The following is a 19416-nucleotide window of genomic DNA, read 5'->3' as shown; positions in this document are numbered from 1 at the left end:
CTCTCCTTAACGTTAGTGGGCTTCGTCCCAATTCTCACCCACGCCAACATCCACAATCAGCGGCACCACAAGTTCGGCGGCAGCTTCCATGTGTTGTTTGATGAGATCGCTAAAAAACGCGATTTTTTCTGACCGCACTTCAAACACCAATTCATCGTGCACCTGCATAATCATGTGAATATCCGGATCATCGCGCGTGATTTCATCCAATTTAATCATGGCGCATTTGATGATGTCGGCGGCGGTACCTTGCATCGGCGCGTTAATCGCAACCCGTTCCGCGCCTTTACGGCGCATGGCGTTGGAAGAATTGATTTCCGGCAAATACAAGCGGCGTCCGAACAAGGTTTCCACATAGCCTTGCGCTTTCGCTTTTTCACGGATGTCGTGCATAAAGGTTTGCACGCCCGGGTAACGTTGGAAATATAAATCCATGTAGCGTTGCGCATCCGCGCGGGAAATCCCAAGCTGACGGGAAAGTCCGAAAGAGGACATGCCATAAATCAGGCCGAAGTTAATGGCCTTAGCGTTGCGACGTTGTTCACTCGTCACCTGTTCCAACGGCAAACCGAAAATCTCCGCCGCGGTGGAGCGATGAATGTCTTTACCTTGCGCAAACGCGTTGATCAAACCCGCGTCGTTGGACAAATGCGCCATAATGCGCAGCTCGATTTGGGAATAGTCGGCGGCGATAATTTTATAGCCATCACGGGCAATAAAGGCTTGACGAATGCGGCGGCCTTCCTCGTTACGAATCGGAATATTCTGCAAATTCGGATCACTGGAAGAAAGCCGCCCTGTTGCCGTCACGGCTTGATGATAAGAGGTGTGCACGCGCCCAGTTTGCGGGTTCACCATTTGCGGCAATTTATCAGTGTAAGTGGATTTCAGTTTGCTCAAACCGCGATGTTCCACCAACACTTTCGGCAATTCGTGGCTGTACGCCAGTTCCTCCAACACGTCTTCATTGGTGGACGGCGCGCCTTTCGGGGTTTTTTGTAACACCGGCAAGCCGAGTTTATCGAACAGAATTTCTTGCAACTGTTTCGTGGACGCCAAATTGAATGGTTGTCCTGCCAGTTCGTGCGCCTGCATTTCAAGTGCGGTCAATCTTTCGGTAATTTCGTTGGACTGCAAGAACAGCGCATCAGAATCAATCAGCACGCCACAACGCTCCATGCGCGACAATACGCCGAGCAACGGCAATTCAATGGATTGATAGAGTTCCACCAAACTGGGTTGCGACTGAAGTTTTCCCCACAACACTTGTTGCAATTTCATGGTCACATCGGCATCTTCCGCCGCGTATTCGCCTGCTTGCTCTAGTGGGATTTGATTGAATGTCAGCTGATTTTTCCCTTTGCCGGCAATGTCTTCAAAGCCGATGGTTTGGTGGCCGAGATAACGTTTCGCTAGGTCGTCCATGTTGTGCCGACCGGTGCTATCCAAGGTGTAAGAAAGCAACATGGTGTCGAATTCAATGCCCCGTAATTCAATGCCGTTGCGGGCAAAAATAGTCATATCAAACTTGAGATTCTGCCCGACTTTACCGATATTCGGGTTCTCTAAAATGGGTTTGAGAGCGGCAAGTGCGGTGCTTTTTTCCAGTGTTTTTGGCGCACCGAGATAATCCAAATGCAACGGCAAATACGCCGCTTCGCCATTTTCTAACGCGAAAGATACGCCGACCAAATTGGCGGACATATAATCCAGCCCATCGGTTTCCGTATCCACCGCAATCAGTTTCTCGGCACTTAATTTTTCCACCCAGCGGGCTAAATCCGCTTCAGTCAGAATGTTTTCATAGCGGCTGCGGTCAATCTTAAATTTAACGGAATTTTCAACCGCACTTTCATCGGTTTTGACCACCGGCGTCGCTTGATAAGGATTAATTTTTACCGATTGCGTCGGTTGCGTTACGGAATTGGTGCCGTTCATCACCTCGCCTAGCCAGCGTTTAAATTCATACCGTCCGAAATATTCGATTAAGGCGTCATTATCGCTATCACCGAGCGCAAGTTCTTGCGGAGAAAATGCCAATGCCACGTCGGTTTTGATGGTTGCCAACGCGTAGGACAAATCTGCCATGTCTTTTTCGGCAAGTAATTTTTCACCAAGTTTCTTCGCACCACGAATCGGCAGTTCGGCGACTTTATCCAGATTGGCATAAATTTGTGCCATGCTGCCGATGCCCTGCAAAAGCCTTAGCGCTGTTTTTTCACCTACGCCCGATACGCCCGGAATGTTGTCGGAGCTATCGCCCATCAATGCCAGATAATCAATAATTAACTCCGGCGGAATGCCGTATTTTTCAATCACTCCCGCGCGATCCAGCAGGCTGTTGTTCATGGTATTAATCAACATAATGTTGTCATCCACCAGCTGTGCCATGTCTTTGTCGCCGGTGCTGATCAGCACTTTTTGCCCATTTTGCGACGCTTGGCGTGCCAACGTGCCGATGACATCGTCCGCTTCGACGCCTTCCACCACCAACAGCGGAATCCCCAACGCGCGGATCATGTCATGCAACGGCTGGATTTGTTTACGCAGATCGTCCGGCATCGGCGGACGGTGAGATTTATATTGCTCAAACATTTCATCGCGGAAAGTTTTCCCTTTGGCATCAAACACCACCGCAATATGACTTGGCTGAACCTGTGAAATCAAGCTTTTCAACATATTCAGCACACCATACATGGCGCCTGTGGGTTCACCGTTGGAGTTGGTAAGCGGAGGGAAAGCGTGAAAGGCGCGGTATAAATAAGAAGAGCCGTCTACGAGGACAAGGGGATTTTCAGCAATTTGGGCCATAATCATCTCATGATGTTGATAAAATGTTGTCGCATTATAGCGAAAATCGGCCAAGGGCGCATGGGGAAATCCCCCTGAAAAAAGGGATTAAAAAACACCGAAAAAACATACCGCACTTTGTCTTACAGGATCCGAGAAATTACCGAAGGATCTTGATCCTTATAGAAAAAATGCCTATACTCGAGCCGCTTTTTAACTCAATCAGACAGAGGGTCTCATGAAAAAATTAACACTTTTAGCACTTAGCGCGGTTGTTCTTGCTTCAACTTCCGCAGTCGCATCTGATTTCACCGGTTTCGGTGTGGGTGTTGGCGTAGGTACAACCAAATACGAAGATGCAAAACGCATCTCAAACGTAGATTTAATTGCGGACTATGGTTTCAACCACGGCCAAAATGTTGTGGGTATCGTTGAAGGCAAACTCAAACCACACAACTCAACATTAGTGGACAACGCTAATTCTAAAGTACAACAAAAAGGCCGTTTAGGTGTGGGCTATTTGCTTGGCTACCGTGCGACACCATCTGTGTTGCCTTATGCAAAAGTAAGTGCTGAAATCGTAAAATTTGATGCAACAGATCACTACGATGGACTAGTAATCAAAACCACCGAAACAAAAGCTGGTTATGGTTTAGGTGCAGGTGTAAAAGCGAATTTAGCACCAAACTTTGAATTAGGTTTGGAATATTTACGTACTAGTCACAAATTTGATGGTGAAAATGTTAAAGGTAATACCTTCAGCACCAATGCATCTTACCGTTTCTAATGTAATGTAACTTAAATTTTATTGCGCCGAAGGAATACCAACGGCGCAATTTTTTTGCCCGAAAAATCCTGTTTAAACTTTTCCACATATTTTCTTATTTGGTGTAAAATCCGGCCGCTTATGAAATTTCAACCCTTAAAAACAGTGCTTTTTTCGACCGCACTTTTCACCACAAGCGCCTGTGGCACAGTGGTAAAGCTCGTGGATCCAACGGAACCTTATAGTGCCTATGCCGGCACGAAATATGATGTCGAGATGGCAACGCGCTGGGGCTTGCCAATTTTGGATGTGCCGTTGTCTTTTCTATTGGATACAGCGCTACTGCCTTATGCGTGGTCGCAAAGTGAATAATCAATGACTATGAAACTCAATCCGCAACAACAACAAGCCGTGGAATATGTGTCCGGTCCCTGCCTCGTTTTAGCCGGTGCCGGCTCAGGAAAAACGCGTGTCATCATCAACAAAATCGCTCACCTCATTGGTAAGTGCGGTTATCTTCCAAAGCAAATCGCCGCCGTCACTTTCACCAATAAAGCCGCACGTGAAATGAAAGAACGTGTGGCTCAGTCCATCGGTAAGGAATCCTCCAAAGGGCTAATTGTGTCCACCTTTCACACCCTCGGGTTTGACATTATTAAACGCGAATACAAGTACTTAGGTTTTAAAGCGAACATGACGCTGTTTGATGAACATGATCAAATGGCGTTGCTAAAAGAGCTCACTGCCGATCTATTGCAAGAAGACAAAGATTTACTACGTACGCTGATCAATCGCATTTCCAACTGGAAAAATGATTTATGTAGCCCGCAACAAGCGTTGACATTGGCGCGCGATAAGCAAGAACAAACCTTCGCGCATTGTTACGACCGCTATAACAAACAACTGCGTTCCTACAATGCTTTAGATTTTGATGATTTGATTATGTTACCGACCCTACTGTTCAAACAGAACGCCGAAGTGCGGTCAAAATGGCAAGAGAAAATTCGCTATCTGTTGGTAGATGAATACCAAGACACCAATACCAGCCAATATGAGTTGATTAAGTTGTTGGTAGGTGATCGTGCGCGTTTCACGGTGGTAGGTGACGACGATCAGTCTATTTATTCTTGGCGTGGTGCGCGACCACAGAATATGGTGCGATTACGCGATGATTTTCCGGCGTTACAGGTGATTAAACTGGAACAAAATTACCGTTCCAGCCAACGCATTTTGCATTGCGCCAATATCCTCATCGATAACAATGATCATGTTTTCGACAAAAAACTCTTTTCCAATTTAGGCGAAGGGGAAAAGTTACAAATTATTGAAGCGAAAAACGAAGAACATGAGGCGGAACGAGTGGTAGGTGAGTTGATTGCTCACCGGTTTATCGCTAAAACCCATTATCGTGATTATGCCATTTTGTATCGTGGCAACCACCAATCGCGCTTGCTGGAAAAAATCCTGATGCAAAACCGTATTCCATACAAAATCTCCGGCGGCACATCCTTTTTCTCCCGCGCGGAAATTAAGGACATGATGGCGTATTTGCGTTTGGTGGTGAATCAAGATGATGATGCGGCGTTTTTGCGCATTGTGAACACGCCAAAACGGGAAATCGGTACGGCAACGCTGGAAAAATTGGGTTCATTGGCACAAGAAAAACATGTCAGCTTATTTGAAGCGATTTTTGATTTTGAGCTGATTCAACGAGTCACACCGAAAGCCTACGATGCATTGCAAAAATTCGCCCGTTGGATTGTTGAATTGAATGATGAAATTCAGCGCTCCGAACCCGAGCGCGCCTTGCGTTCCATGCTTGCTTCGTTACATTATGAAGAATATTTATACGAATACGCCACCAGTCCGAAAGCGGCAGAAATGCAGAGCAAAAACTTGGCAACGTTGTTTGATTGGGTCGCTGATATGCTAAAAGGCGACGAGTTTAACGAACCGATGAATCTGAACCAAATCGTCACCCGCTTAACGTTGCGCGATATGTTAGAACGGGGCGAAGAGGAAGACGACAGCGATCAAGTACAATTAATGACGCTCCACGCCTCCAAAGGGCTAGAATTTCCGCATGTGTTTTTAATCGGCATGGAAGAAGGCATTTTGCCGCATCAAACCAGTATTGACGAAGACAACGTGGAAGAAGAACGCCGTTTGGCGTATGTGGGCATTACTCGTGCTCAGCAGAATCTATGGTTTTCTTTGTGCAAAGAACGACGCCAGTTCGGCGAATTGATTCGTCCTGAGCCAAGCCGATTCTTACTGGAGTTGCCGGAAAACGATTTGCAATGGGAACGGGATAAACCGCCGTTAAGTGCCGAACAGCAACAGGCAAAAACACAAAGCCATATTGCTAATTTACGGGCGATTTTACGCGGGAAATAATCTGTGAATGTGATACTTGAAGTTGTCGAGAAATCGCACAACTAACTTGATTTCAAGCACTTTTCGGAAAAAATAATTTGACTTATTGTCATAAACCCGTATTATACCGCCCACAAACCGATTGTGGTGAGATGGCCGAGTAGGCTGAAGGCGCTCCCCTGCTAAGGGAGTATGGGGTCAAAAACTCCATCGAGGGTTCGAATCCCTCTCTCACCGCCATTTGTTTAATTTGTCTCGCACCCGTAGCTCAGCTGGATAGAGTACTCGGCTACGAACCGAGCGGTCAGAGGTTCGAATCCTCTCGGGTGCGCCATTTTAAATCGACTCTATTGTTTGAAATGGTCTGAGCAAATTAAACATCAACTACGCACCCGTAGCTCAGCTGGATAGAGTACTCGGCTACGAACCGAGCGGTCAAAGGTTCGAATCCTTTCGGGTGCGCCATTTCACTTCTTTATAATTTCCAACTCATTTTCTAGAACAACCAAAAGTGCGGTCGTTTTTTCGTGTATTTTTAACGAAGCCGTTCTAACACGTGTGGTTGATCCAATACTAATCCGTAAACGTTTGCCAAAAAATACGTTTGTTCTTCTTCGGGAATCACCAACGGAATTACTTTCAATATCTTTTGGTGAATTTGCAAAACTTGCGGAAAAACCACCGCACTTTGAATTTCCTCCAAAAAATCTGCATACAACGGCGAAACTCGATGGCCACGTTGAATCCGCCCCAAGGCACTGGCAATATGCACCAACATCATTTTTACCTGCTCGGTTTCAACATCCACCCGCCAATCTTGTTGCAAATGACAACGCACATTCAGCACGATTTGCACAAGATGTTCGTCAATTAATTCTCGGACTTGAAATGCCCAAAGTCGTTGTTGAAGATCCATTCTCTCGCTCTCAAAAAAGTTGCCCAAGTATAACCGAATCACTATGAATTAAACGGTGCATTGATCACAAAATTGTAGCAAAATAACTCCCCTCTCATTTTATTAAGGTAATTCGGAAAGCAACATGTTAGATAATGACGTAATAAATCAGTATGACGGTTTAATTTTTGATATGGACGGCACCGTCATTGACACCATGCCTAGCCATGCCAAAGCATGGGAAATGGTCGGGCAACATTATGGTTATCCGTTTGATGGCAACCTATTATATGAAATGGGGGGTGCCCCGGTAAGAACCATTGCGGTAGAAATGATGAAACGCTATGCAATGCCGCTAGATAAGTTAGACGATGTCATTGAATTAAAAAGAGAATATGGCAAAAAACTGATTATGCAACACGCCACATTGTTACCCGCAGCCAATATTGTTCGCGCCTTCTATAATAAAAAACCCTTGGCATTAGGCACAGGATCCCACCGCCCTATTGCAAAAATTTTGTTAGACAAATTCGATTTTGAGAAATATTTCTCAGCTATCGTAACTGCCGAAGACATTCAACATCACAAACCGGCACCTGACACGTTTTTACGTTGTGCCGAACTGATTCAAGCCAAGCCACAACGTTGCTTAGTCTTTGAAGATGGTGATTTTGGCATCCAAGCCGGATTACGCGCCGGCATGGATGTGTTTGATGTGCGGGTCAACAAATTAATACGAGGTAATTCGTGATTATCGATGGGCAATCACAGCAGATCATGAAAATGACTTACGCACTTATTTTCCGCACATTTAATCATGTTTGATCTTTTTAGCTGGGATGGGTGGTTCGCCTTATTTGGCGAGCATCGATTGTGGATTATGTTCGCCAGCGCTTTTCTCAGCGCGACTGTCCTTCCCGGTAATTCCGAAATTATTTTTGTCACCCTCATCACACCGCTTTTATGGGCGGGATCCCCTTATTTTTCTATGGAAATTCAAAGCCTACTGTGGATTGCCGTCACCGGAAACACGCTGGGAAGTCTGACCACCTATGCGCTTGGGCGTTGGCTCCCTACTTTTAATACACCGCCACAAAATGCAAAACTCACTTGGGTATTAGAAAAAACACAACGTTACGGCAGTGTGATGTTATTTTTTAGCTGGTTGCCAGTCGTCGGCGATGTATTTTGTGCCGTGGCAGGCTGGTTGAGATTAAATTGGGTGGCGTGTCTGATTTTTATGACGCTGGGAAAAATAGTGCGGTACGTTTTTTTGTTATTTTTGGGCGTTACCGTTCTTTAAAGAAGGCCATTTTACGGTAAAATGACTAAAAAAATGCCTCTCACGAGGAGAGGCGAATAACCTAAGGAACCAATTTTATTAAAACAACTGCAAGTTGCTCGTTATCTATGACAGCAGTATAACGGAAAAAGTTCGGAAATAATTTAAAAAAATCTCAAAAAAAGTCTCAATTGACTATTTTATAAACAAAAATCACTCCATTTGAGGAAAACAAAATGCCATTACTTGATAGTTTTAAAGTTGACCACACACGTATGAATGCACCAGCAGTGCGAATTGCTAAAATAATGCAAACTCCAAAAGGAGATAACATCACTGTTTTTGATTTGCGTTTTACCATTCCCAATAAGGAAAATTTGCCACCGAAGGGCATTCACACATTGGAGCATTTATTTGCCGGCTTTATGCGTGATCATCTCAATAGTCAAGATGTCGAAATTATCGATATTTCGCCGATGGGTTGCCGCACCGGTTTTTATATGTCCTTAATCGGTACCCCGAACGAAACCCAAGTTGCACAAGCTTGGGCAGCCTCCATGCAGGATATCCTCAATGTGAAAAATCAACGTGAAATTCCTGAACTGAATGAATACCAATGTGGTACATACACCGAACATTCTTTAGAGGAAGCCCATCAAATCGCACAAAACGTATTAGCGCGCGGTATCGGTGTGAATAAAAACGAAGATTTAACGTTGGATGAAAGTTTACTAAAACAATAAGGAGCTCCCTATGACCACAATCGGCACGCCATTAACCCCAAAAGCACTGAAAGTAATGATGCTTGGTGCAGGGGAATTGGGCAAAGAAGTTGTCATTGAATTACAACGTTTAGGTGTTGAGGTGATTGCTGTAGATCGCTATGAAAATGCGCCTGCACAGCAAGTGGCACACCGTGCTTACACCATTTCCATGTTGGATGGCGCGGCATTACGCGCCGTTGTGGAAAAGGAACGTCCTGATTTTATCGTACCGGAAGTGGAAGCTATCGCCACCGATACTTTACTTGAACTGGAACAAGAAGGGTTCACCGTTATCCCGACCGCCAAAGCTACGAAACTAACCATGAACCGTGAAGGCATTCGTCGTTTAGCCTCGGAAGAATTAGGCTTGCCAACCTCACCTTATGAATTCATAGATAACTTTGACGACTTCAAAAGTGCGGTCGAAAAAATCGGTGTTCCGTGTGTGGTCAAACCGATTATGTCCTCTTCCGGTCATGGGCAAAGCGTTATTCGCACCCTCGATCAAATCCAATCCGCATGGGATTACGCCCAAGAAGGCGGACGTGCCGGTGCCGGACGCGTCATTGTGGAAGGGTTTATTAAATTTGATTACGAAATTACTCAGCTCACCGTACGCCATGTGAATGGTACTTCATTCCTTGCGCCAATCGGACACATTCAAGTGGATGGCGATTACCGTGAATCTTGGCAACCTCAAGCCATGTCAGAAACCGCATTGAAAAAAGCGCAAGAGATTGCGGAGAAAATCACCGGTGCATTAGGTGGTCGTGGGATTTTCGGGGTGGAAATGTTCGTGCGTGGCGATGATGTGATTTTTAACGAAGTCTCTCCTCGCCCACATGATACCGGCATGGTGACCATGATCTCACAAGAGTTATCACAGTTCGCCTTGCACGCTCGTGCCATTTTAGGATTGCCGATTCCAAGCATCGATTTCATCAGCCCGTCCGCCTCTAAAGCCATTGTGGTAGAAGGCAAATCCAACCAAGTACAATTTGCCAACGTAGAGCAGGTACTTGCCGAACCGCAAACCAACTTACGCATTTTTGGTAAAGGTGAAGTGAATGGCCATCGTCGTTTAGGGGTGATTTTGGCGCGCGATATTAGTGTTGAAAAAGCCTTAGAAAAAGCCCGTCGTGCTTATGATAAATTAGAGGTGATTTTATAAGTTCAGCTTATCGTTGAATCACAGTTAAAGTGCGGTGAAAAAATATCTTATTTTTTCACCGCACTTTTTTATTAAAAACCGACCGGCGCGGTGAATCCCATCGTTTCTCCGGTAATCGGATGTTGAATCTGCAGGCTTTCCGCGTGCAAGCAGAGACGAGGCGATAACGCTTTGGCTTGTGGATGTGCGTAGAATTTATCACCTAAAATCGGATGCCCAAGTGCCAGCATGTGTAGGCGTAATTGATGGGAACGCCCTGTAATCGGCGTAAGCTTTATGCGTGTCGTATTATTGGGATAACGTTGTAAAACATCGTAAAAAGTGACCGCTCTTTTGCCTCGTTCAAAGCAAATTTTTTGCCGTGGGCGATTTTCCCAATCACAAATGAGTGGCAATTCCACCACACCATGATCTTGCTCGACATGCCCCCAAACCAGAGCTTGATAATATTTTTTCGGTTCGCGTTCACGAAATTGGCGTTTTAACTCGCGATCTGCCGCTTTGCTCAAAGCAAACAACAAAATGCCGCTGGTGGCCATGTCAAGGCGATGCGCCGGTTCACAAAAACCGTACTTTTCTTTCACCCGCGACATTGCGCTGTCGTAATATTGCGGCTGATTGCCCGGTACGGAAAGCAGTCCACTTGGCTTGTTCACCACCGCAATATAATCATCGCGATACACCAAATCCAGCCAAGGTTCCTGCGGCGGATTATATTCAATCAGGGCCATGTTTATTCCTTATTGCTCACAATCACACGCAAGCAATCTAAACGCCAGGTTGCCTGTTGTAACAGCTGTAAAATTTGGGTGCGTTGACGTTCTAACGTGTGAATTTCATCGGCGCGAATGTTTTTATTCACTTTTTGTAACGCGATTAATCGGTTGAGTTCTGCATCCAATTGCTGCTCGGCTTCTTGCTGTGCGGCATTGATAATTTGCTCACTTTGTGCCACCACCAAACGCTCCCCTTGGGCAATCAACCCTTCAATGCTCGGACGCAACATTTTCACAATTTTATTCGCCACATTGCGTTCCATCGGCTTCAATTTGCGTTGTAATGTGTCAAATGCCACCTGCGACGCCAAATCATTACCGCGATTATCCAGCAACAGACGAATCGGTGTTGGCGGTAAGAAGCGGGTTAATTGTAACCCTTGTGGCGCTTGACTTTCCACCACATAAACCAACTCCAGTAACAGCGTGCCTGATGGCAGATTTTTATTCACCAACAACGCCACGGTGCTTTTGCCAATGTCGCCAGAAGTGATTAAATCAATGCCGTGGTAAATCATCGGATGATCCCAAGTGAGGAACTCCAACTCCTCGCGTGCCAACGCCAGTTGACGGTCAAAAGTGACCGTGACACCTTCCTCTTTCAAGCCCGGGAAATCGGGCATAAGCATCGTTCCTGTGGGCGTGATGACGATAGATTGCTCACCTAAATCTTCCTGTTCCACACCGATGACATCAAACAGATTCAAGGCAAAATTGACTAACTCCTGACTACCATCTTGCTCGGCAATGTCTTGTGCCAGCTGCTTCGCCGCCTCGCCACCGTTAGAGTTAAGCTCCAACAACAAATCACGCCCTTGTTCCAACAGCTGCTTCAGGCGTAACCGTTCCTCTTGAGTACGCTCAATTAAGCCCTGACGAGCGTCAAGTGCGGTCGGATTCTTCAATGTTTTTTGCAATACTTCGGCAAACTGTTCGAACAATAAGGCGCCCATCGGACAGGTTTCATTGAAAGCATTCAAGCCTAAATGATACCAGTCAGCCAGCACCGCTTGCGCACTGTCGGCAAAATACGGCTGATAAATTTGAATTTCTCGCGTTTGTCCAATGCGATCCAAACGCCCGATGCACTGCTCTAACAAATCGGGATTTTCCGGCAAATTAAACAGCACCAAATGACAGGCAAATTGGAAGTTTCGCCCCTCAGAGCCGATCCCGGAACTGAGTAGCACCTGTGCACCATTTTCTTGTTGGGTAAAATACGCCGCCGCACGATCGCGTTCCACAATAGACATTTTTTCGTGGAATACCGCACTACGAATGCCTTCTTTTTCACGCAGAATTTGTTCCAGCTGAATTGCCGTATCTGCATAACGACAAATCACCAACACTTTTTCCTGTCGATGTTGTTTTAAAAAATCGATGAGCCATTGCACACGTGGGTCAAATTCCCACCACGCCATATTGGCGTTAAGTTCTCGCAGAAAATGTTCAGGATAAAGCGCGCATTGCAACGGATTTTCACCAAAGGCAAGGAGCGTTTTCACTGCATTTTCATATTGCTTCGGCTGAGATAAGGCAATGGGGTGATACACCCTTTTCGGGAAGCCTTGTACACTTTGACGGGTATTGCGGAACAATAAACGCCCGGTGCCGTGGCGGTCGATAAGCTGTTGAATTAACTTCGCCTTATTGCCGGTTTCAAAATTAATCGACTTAGCCAACAACAAGGAAATCGTGCGCTTTTCATCCACATTTAATGGGCGATTATCCAGTAATGCCTGTGTGGCTTCAGCAATCGGCTGGTAATTTTGCTGTTCCTTTAAAAAAGCCTGATAGTCATGGAAACGATGTGGGTCCAATAAATTCAAACGGGCAAAATGACTTTGCTGACCAAGCTGCTCCGGTGTGGCGGTGAGTAACAACACGGCCGGAATCTGTTGTGTCAGTTGTTGCACTAACTGATATTCCAAACTTGGATTGACTTCGTCATACACCAAATGATGCACTTCATCGACAATAAGCATATCAAAACCGGCCGCCAAAATTTGTTGTACCCGTTTTGGCGTTTGCACCAACCAATCCAAGGCACAAATAATCATGGATTCGGTGGTAAACGGATTCACTTCTTCTTGCTCTTCTGTCGCGGCAAAATCCGCGCAACGTTCTTCATCAAACAGCGAAAAGTACAAATTAAAACGACGCAACATTTCGACCAACCATTGATGTTGCAACGTTTCCGGCACAATAACCAGCACGCGGCGTACCTTTTCGGCAAATAATTGCTGCTGCAAAATCATGCCGGCTTCAATGGTTTTACCTAAACCCACTTCATCGGCCAACAACACGCGTGGTGCAATACGCCGCCCGGCTTCTTTCGCAATGTGTAATTGATGAGGAATCAGCCCAGCGCGGATACCGCGTAAGCCCCGCAAGGGCGATTGAAATTGCGCTTTTTGGTATTGCAAAGCTTGGTAACGCAACACGAAATGGTCGTTACGATCAATCTGTGCGGAAAACAGGCGTTCTTGCGGTCGGCAAAAAGAAATGCGATGAGCCAACTCCATTTCACTGACGACACGGTCTTCCTTGCCCTCTTGTTGTACCAAATAGAACAGCAAGCCATTATTTTCCGCCACATTGAGCACTTCGCCATGCCAACTTTCTACATGTTGAATCAAATCACCGATACGAAATTGCACACGATTTAACGGCGCGTTTTTCACCGCATAAATACGTTGTTCTTGTGCGGCAGGGAAATCAATTGTCACTTGCCGAACATCCACGGCACGAATGACTCCTAAGCCTAAATTATTTTCCGTTTCACTGATCCAACGCTGCCCAACCGCAAAAGTCATGATGTTCTCTCTATTGATAAAAAGGCGCTATTTTAGCCCTGTTACGCTGAAAAAGAAATGACACGATGCCATTCATGTTTAACGTGATGACATCTTTTTTGTGATCAGCAACACAAAAACGTAGCAAATCCTTTACATTCTAAAAAATACTTCCTAAGATGACCGCACTTTATCCCATTTGTGAGGTGACTATGAATCTACAACCGTATTTACATCAAATAAAACAAGAACTTTTTTCCGACTGGAAACCTTTTGAAGTGTTTTGGCTATTTCTCTTTATTGCCGCACAAATTGTTGCTTTTGTCTTAGATCCACAATCGCCGCTTGCCATGATTTCCGGTATTACAGGCGTGATTTGCGTGGTGTTTGTCAGTAAAGGGAAAATCAGTAATTATCTGTTCGGACTGATTTTTGCCTACACTTACTTCTATGTAGCATGGGGTGAGAATTTCATCGGCGAAATGAATACCGTCTTGTATGTTTATATTCCAGCGCAATTTATCGGTTATTTCATGTGGAAAACCCATATGCAACAAGAAAAGAGCGGTGGAGAAAGCGTAATTGCCAAATCGTTGACGTTACAAGGCTGGCTCATCCTTGCCACCACAGTGATTGTCGGTACGTTATTGTTCGTGCAAGCCCTTAATGCGGCAGGCGGCAGCTCCACAGGATTAGACGGTTTAACTACCGTAATTACTGTTTCAGCCCAATTATTGATGATTTTACGCTACCGTGAACAATGGCTTTTATGGATTTTGTTAAATATCCTTTCCATTGCCTTATGGGCGGAAACCCCGGCCATGTATTTAATGTATAGTGCCTATTTACTGAACTCGTTATACGGTTATTACAACTGGACGAAATTAATGAAATAGGCCTAAGAAACAAAGAAAAACACCGCACTTTTAAAGAAAGTGCGGTGTTTTTTTATGGTGTTTTTAGAAGTTCAAATAAAAATCCTGCGTCAATGCAACAAAATCGGCGTGATATTGATTCTGGGTGTCGTAGATAATCAACTCGTCATATAGCAATGTTTGTGGTTGTGTGGCAAAGGTCAACAACATACGTTGTGGCGCTTTGCCTTGCTTAGTAATGACATCGCAACGCACAACACAATAAAGTGCGGTGCTTTTTAGCAAAGTTTCTCCTGCGTCAAAAGGTAACACAAAACTGATTTTTCCCTTGGGTGCCAAGCAAGCAGCAGCGGTCTCTAACCAATGTAAATGACTTTGTGCGGCAAAATAACGGGCTGTATTCCGCTCCTCATTACGACAATCTACCCCCGTTTGAAAATAGGGCGGATTGGCGACAATCAAGTCGAAGCGCTCTGCTGTTTGAGTACAAAAACTATCTATATCCTGCTGATACACCTGAATTTTATTCTTCCACGGTGAAATTAATACATTTTCACAGGCTTGTTGTGCCGCCGCGTGATCAATTTCCACGGCACAAATTCGGCTTTCGGCAGAACTGCGTTGAGCCAACATTAAGGCGATTAAGCCGCTGCCGCTACCTAAATCCAATATCTGGTTTGCCTGCGTCACATCCGCCCACGCGCCCAATAAAATACCGTCCGTCCCCACTTTCATGGCACACCGCTCGTGATTGACCTGAAATTGTTTAAAACGAAAACCCGTCTTACTCATCGAAAAACACCGTCAAAAAGGACCGCACTTTAACGGTAAAGTGCGGTATAATTCGGCGCAATTTTAATGCTAATGAACAACAAATACCAATGACAAACCTCACTCAATTTGCAGATTTTGATCTCGCGCCTGAATTACTCAACGCCCTCCAGAAAAAAGGCTACCAACGTCCTACCGCCATCCAACAGGAAACCATTCCTGCCGCGATGGAGGGCTTTGATGTCCTCGGGTCGGCACCGACCGGCACTGGAAAAACCGCCGCGTTTTTGCTACCGGCGATTCAACATTTGTTGGATTATCCACGCCGTAAACCGGGCGCGCCGCGTGTGTTGATTCTTACACCAACCCGTGAACTTGCCATGCAGGTAGCGGAACAGGCGGAAGAACTTGCCTGCTTTACCAAACTCAGCATTGCGACCATCACCGGTGGTGTGGCGTATCAAAATCACGGCGAGATTTTCAATAAAAATCAAGACATTGTTGTGGCGACCCCGGGGCGTTTGTTGCAATACATTAAAGAAGAAAATTTTGATTGCCGCGCGGTAGAAATTCTGATTTTTGACGAAGCGGACAGAATGTTGCAAATGGGCTTTGGGCAAGATGCGGAGAAAATCTCGGCAGAAACCCGTTGGCGTAAGCAAACGTTGTTATTCTCGGCGACCCTTGAAGGGGATTTATTGGAAGATTTTGCCGACCGCACGTTAAACGAGCCGGTGAAAATTGATGCAGAACCGAGCCGACGTGAGCGGAAGAAAATTCAGCAGTGGTATTATCACGCCGACAGTAATGAGCATAAATTCAAATTATTAGCGCGTTTCATTGAGCAAGAGCAAGTGAGCAAAGGCATTGTATTCGTACGCCGTCGGGAAGATGTACGCGAACTGGCGGAAAATTTGCGCAAACGCGGTATTCGCAGCACCTATCTGGAAGGTGAAATGGCGCAAACCCAACGCAATAATGCCATCGATAAACTGAAAAACGGCGTGGTGACGGTGTTGGTCTCCACGGATGTCTCCGCACGCGGTATCGATATTGATGATGTTAGCCACATTATGAATTTTGATTTACCGTACAGCGCCGATACTTATTTGCACCGCATCGGGCGTACCGCGCGTGCCGGCAAAAAAGGCACCGCCGTGTCTTTCGTGGAAGCACACGATTATCGTCTGCTGGGCAAAATTAAGCGTTATACCCAAGAAATTCTGAAAGCACGTGTGATTGAAGGTTTGGAACCGCGCACCAAAGCGCCGAAAGACGGCGAAATCAAAACCGTCAGCAAAAAACAAAAAGAGAAGAAATTAGAAAAACGCGAAGCACAAAAAAAAGCAGATAAAAAAGCCAAACAGCGCCACCAAGATCGTAAAAATATCGGCAAACGCCGTAAACCAAGTGCTTCAACAACAGAAACCGCCCAATAATCGCCAATCGCCGGAATAAGATAACGCCATGATGTCAAAAGAGAATTTCGAACAGCATACGCCGATGATGAAACAATATCTGCAACTCAAAGCAGAGAATCCGGATATTTTGTTATTTTATCGCATGGGCGATTTTTACGAGCTGTTTTACGACGATGCAAAACGCGCCTCCGCACTGTTGGATATTTCGCTGACCAAACGAGGACAATCTGCAGGGCAGCCAATTCCTATGGCTGGCGTGCCTTATCACGCGGTGGAAGGCTATTTAGCGAAGTTGGTACAGTTAGGGGAGTCCGTCGCCATTTGCGAACAAATCGGTGATCCGAATACAGCGAAAGGCCCCGTTGAACGCCAAATTGTGCGCATTGTCACGCCGGGCACGGTGAGTGATGAAGCGTTGTTACCGGAACGGCAAGACAACCTCATTGCCGCGGTATATCAGGAAAATGATCACTTCGGTTTGGCGACATTAGATATGACGTCCGGTCGTTTTCAGCTATGCGAACCGCAATCCAAAGCGGATTTACAAACGGAATTACAACGCATCGCGCCGGTAGAATTGCTTTATTGTGAGGATTTTGCTGATTTTCACCTCATCGAACACGCTAAGGGTTTGCGTCGTCGCCCTATTTGGGAATTCGAGCTAAAAACCGCCATTCAGCAGCTTTGCCATCAATTTAATACCAAAGACTTGCGCGGATTCGGTGTGGAAAAAGCGATTCTGGGCTTATGTGCCGCCGGTTGTTTATTGCAATACGCACGCGAAACGCAACGCACCGCCTTGCCGCATATTCAAAGCATTCATCTCATTCAACACAGCGAAAATATTCAGTTGGACGCGGCAACCCGTCGCAATTTGGAGCTCACTCAAAATCTGGCGGGCGGTACGGAAAACACGCTGGCGGCTGTGTTGGATAAATGCGTTACCCCGATGGGCAGTCGCCTGCTCAAACGCTGGATTCACCAACCGATTTGCGATGTAGAAAAACTCACGCAACGCCAACAAGCCATTGGGGCGATTTTAGAGCAGGATTTAGTGGCGGATTTACAACCTTATTTGCAACAAGTGGGTGACATGGAACGTATTTTGGCACGCGTGGCGTTACGCACCGCTCGTCCGCGTGATTTAACCCGCTTGCGTACCGCTTTAGAGCAGATTCCTTATATAAAAAATCGGTTGGCTGAAAAAACATCCGCCAAAATGGCCGCACTTTATCAGCAGCTAGGTGATTTTTCTGCACAATTTGACCTGTTACAACGAGCGATTATTGACAGCCCACCGGTGTTAATTCGTGATGGTGGCGTCATTGCGGCGGGCTACAACGCCGAATTGGATGAATGGCGTGAATTAGCCGACGGTGCAACTCGTTATTTAGAAGATTTGGAACAACGAGAACGGGAAAGCACCGGTATTGATACGTTGAAAATCGGCTTCAATGCCGTGCACGGCTATTACATTCAAATTAGCCAAGGGCAAGCCCATAAAGCACCGATTCATTATGTGCGTCGTCAAACCTTAAAAAATGCCGAGCGTTATATCATTCCTGAATTGAAAACCTATGAAGATAAGGTGCTGAAAGCAAAAGGGGCTTCTTTGGCGCTAGAAAAACAGTTATATGATGAAATTTTCGACCAATTATTACCGCACTTGGGCAACTTACAGCTCACCGGTTTGGCATTAGCCGAATTGGATGTGCTCACCAATTTAGCGGAGCGGGCGGAAAGCCTGAATTATGTGGCACCGACCTTCTCGGCACAAACGGGCATTCATATTCAAAATGGCCGTCACCCAGTGGTGGAGCAAGTATTGAAAGAACCGTTTATTGCCAACCCAACAGCGCTTACGGAACAGCAACATTTTCTCATTATTACCGGCCCAAACATGGGCGGTAAAAGTACCTATATGCGCCAAACGGCGCTGATTACCTTAATGGCGTACATGGGCAGTTTTGTGCCGGCAGACAGTGCCGTCATTGGCCCTGTTGATCGTATTTTTACCCGCATTGGTGCTTCTGATGATCTGGCTTCAGGGCGCTCAACCTTCATGGTGGAAATGACAGAAATGGCGAATATTCTGCATCAAGCGACGGATAAAAGTTTGGTTTTAATTGACGAAATCGGTCGCGGAACCTCCACTTACGACGGTTTGTCTCTCGCTTGGGCTTGTGCTGAATGGTTAGCGAAGAAAATCCGTTCTTTAACCTTATTCGCCACCCACTATTTTGAGCTCACCGTGCTACCGGAACAGGTGCAAGGTATCGGTAATATTCATTTAGATGCTATTGAGCATAATGACACCATTGCTTTCATGCACGCCGTACAAAAAGGTGCAGCCAGTAAAAGCTACGGTCTTGCTGTTGCCGCTTTAGCCGGTGTGCCTCAACAAGTTATCAAGCTTGCCAAACAAAAACTGGCGCAATTAGAAAAACTGTCACAGCAAAACACCAACCAACAGATTCAGGATCTGCGTTTATTAAATCAACGCCAAGGTGAATTAGCATTTGATCAGGCAGAAGATGAAAATAAGGAGATGTTATTGAATATGTTACAAGAATTAGATCCGGATGAATTAAGTCCAAAACAGGCATTGGCCTATTTGTATCAGTTAAAGAAAATGATAAAGCAGTAAAAATAGGAAAGAAAAAAACCGCACTTTAGATAAAAAATCTAAGTGCGGTTTTTTCTTATCTTTTATCTCTAACCGTTATACTAGCTC

At 45.7% G+C, this 19416-nt stretch carries 15 protein-coding genes and 3 tRNA genes; 13 read left to right on the top strand and 5 right to left on the bottom strand.

All coding sequences use genetic code 11. The features are described 5' to 3' along the window. Positions 1 to 12 precede the first annotated feature (12 nt). Entirely contained in the window at positions 13 to 2811 is a 2799-nt protein-coding gene (polA, locus tag HMPREF9064_RS09255; protein WP_032997721.1) for a DNA polymerase I, read from the bottom strand. 217 nt (positions 2812 to 3028) lie between these two features. On the opposite strand from polA, the gene HMPREF9064_RS09260 reads away from it, so the two are divergent. The 6 genes from HMPREF9064_RS09260 (at position 3029) to HMPREF9064_RS09285 (ending at position 6397) form a co-directional block, all read left to right on the top strand. Continuing rightward, positions 3029 to 3577, top strand: a complete 549-nt coding sequence (locus tag HMPREF9064_RS09260; RefSeq protein ID WP_005715561.1) for an outer membrane protein — start codon at positions 3029 to 3031, stop codon at positions 3575 to 3577. A 120-nt stretch (positions 3578 to 3697) separates the two neighbouring features. Further along, a complete protein-coding gene (locus HMPREF9064_RS09265) occupies positions 3698 to 3928 on the top strand; it encodes a YceK/YidQ family lipoprotein (RefSeq protein WP_005715559.1) in 231 nt (76 codons plus the stop codon). A gap of 9 nt (positions 3929 to 3937) precedes the next feature. Next, positions 3938 to 5953, top strand: a complete 2016-nt coding sequence (gene rep / locus HMPREF9064_RS09270) for a DNA helicase Rep (RefSeq protein WP_032998054.1) — start codon at positions 3938 to 3940, stop codon at positions 5951 to 5953. Positions 5954 to 6078: 125 nt separating this feature from the next. Beyond that, positions 6079 to 6172: transfer RNA gene (locus tag HMPREF9064_RS09275), tRNA-Ser, on the top strand. Positions 6173 to 6189: 17 nt separating this feature from the next. Then, positions 6190 to 6266: transfer RNA gene (locus HMPREF9064_RS09280), tRNA-Arg, on the top strand. 54 nt (positions 6267 to 6320) lie between these two features. After that, positions 6321 to 6397 (top strand) — tRNA-Arg (locus tag HMPREF9064_RS09285). Between the two features lie 70 nt (positions 6398 to 6467). On the opposite strand, the gene HMPREF9064_RS09290 is transcribed toward HMPREF9064_RS09285, so the two are convergent. Continuing rightward, entirely contained in the window at positions 6468 to 6848 is a 381-nt protein-coding gene (locus HMPREF9064_RS09290; protein WP_005715555.1) for a PRD domain-containing protein, read from the bottom strand. A gap of 124 nt (positions 6849 to 6972) precedes the next feature. Here HMPREF9064_RS09290 and HMPREF9064_RS09295 point away from each other — a divergent pair, with 124 nt between their 5' ends. From HMPREF9064_RS09295 to purT, 4 genes are all read left to right on the top strand, one after another. Beyond that, positions 6973 to 7578: a beta-phosphoglucomutase family hydrolase gene (locus HMPREF9064_RS09295; RefSeq protein WP_005715553.1), complete on the top strand. Its 606-nt coding sequence runs from the start codon at positions 6973 to 6975 to the stop codon at positions 7576 to 7578. Between the two features lie 66 nt (positions 7579 to 7644). Beyond that, positions 7645 to 8130 (top strand): YqaA family protein, encoded by a 486-nt coding sequence (locus tag HMPREF9064_RS09300; RefSeq protein ID WP_005715551.1) that lies wholly within the window; start codon positions 7645 to 7647, stop codon positions 8128 to 8130. A gap of 215 nt (positions 8131 to 8345) precedes the next feature. Further along, complete coding sequence (gene luxS, locus HMPREF9064_RS09305; protein WP_005715549.1) at positions 8346 to 8852, top strand: S-ribosylhomocysteine lyase; 507 nt, start codon at positions 8346 to 8348, stop codon at positions 8850 to 8852. Between the two features lie 10 nt (positions 8853 to 8862). Then, positions 8863 to 10044: a formate-dependent phosphoribosylglycinamide formyltransferase gene (gene purT / locus HMPREF9064_RS09310; RefSeq protein ID WP_005715547.1), complete on the top strand. Its 1182-nt coding sequence runs from the start codon at positions 8863 to 8865 to the stop codon at positions 10042 to 10044. Between the two features lie 71 nt (positions 10045 to 10115). Here purT and rluA read toward each other — a convergent pair whose 3' ends face one another. Together rluA and rapA are read right to left on the bottom strand one after the other, a co-directional pair. Continuing rightward, the gene (rluA, locus tag HMPREF9064_RS09315) at positions 10116 to 10775 is read right to left on the bottom strand and encodes a bifunctional tRNA pseudouridine(32) synthase/23S rRNA pseudouridine(746) synthase RluA (RefSeq protein WP_005715545.1); all 660 of its coding nucleotides are present in this window, start codon (positions 10773 to 10775) and stop codon (positions 10116 to 10118) included. Between the two features lie 2 nt (positions 10776 to 10777). Continuing rightward, the gene (rapA, locus tag HMPREF9064_RS09320) at positions 10778 to 13636 is read right to left on the bottom strand and encodes an RNA polymerase-associated protein RapA (protein WP_005715543.1); all 2859 of its coding nucleotides are present in this window, start codon (positions 13634 to 13636) and stop codon (positions 10778 to 10780) included. A 191-nt stretch (positions 13637 to 13827) separates the two neighbouring features. Here rapA and pnuC point away from each other — a divergent pair, with 191 nt between their 5' ends. After that, on the top strand, positions 13828 to 14511 hold the full coding sequence (gene pnuC / locus HMPREF9064_RS09325; RefSeq protein ID WP_032997720.1) for a nicotinamide riboside transporter PnuC: 684 nt from the start codon (positions 13828 to 13830) through the stop codon (positions 14509 to 14511). Between the two features lie 63 nt (positions 14512 to 14574). Here the strand turns inward: pnuC and HMPREF9064_RS09330 are convergent, their stop codons facing one another. Continuing rightward, positions 14575 to 15282: a tRNA1(Val) (adenine(37)-N6)-methyltransferase gene (locus HMPREF9064_RS09330; RefSeq protein WP_005715539.1), complete on the bottom strand. Its 708-nt coding sequence runs from the start codon at positions 15280 to 15282 to the stop codon at positions 14575 to 14577. Between the two features lie 89 nt (positions 15283 to 15371). Between HMPREF9064_RS09330 and srmB the strand changes: the two genes are divergently transcribed. Next, positions 15372 to 16700: an ATP-dependent RNA helicase SrmB gene (gene srmB, locus HMPREF9064_RS09335; RefSeq protein ID WP_005715536.1), complete on the top strand. Its 1329-nt coding sequence runs from the start codon at positions 15372 to 15374 to the stop codon at positions 16698 to 16700. 28 nt (positions 16701 to 16728) lie between these two features. Next, entirely contained in the window at positions 16729 to 19329 is a 2601-nt protein-coding gene (gene mutS, locus HMPREF9064_RS09340) for a DNA mismatch repair protein MutS (protein WP_005715534.1), read from the top strand. Positions 19330 to 19416 lie beyond the last annotated feature (87 nt).

The sequence above is a fragment of the Aggregatibacter segnis ATCC 33393 genome (assembly GCF_000185305.1).
Classification (GTDB): domain Bacteria; phylum Pseudomonadota; class Gammaproteobacteria; order Enterobacterales; family Pasteurellaceae; genus Aggregatibacter; species Aggregatibacter segnis.
The sequence above is the reverse complement of the archived record's forward strand: the minus strand, read 5'-3'. Positions and strand labels throughout refer to the sequence as shown.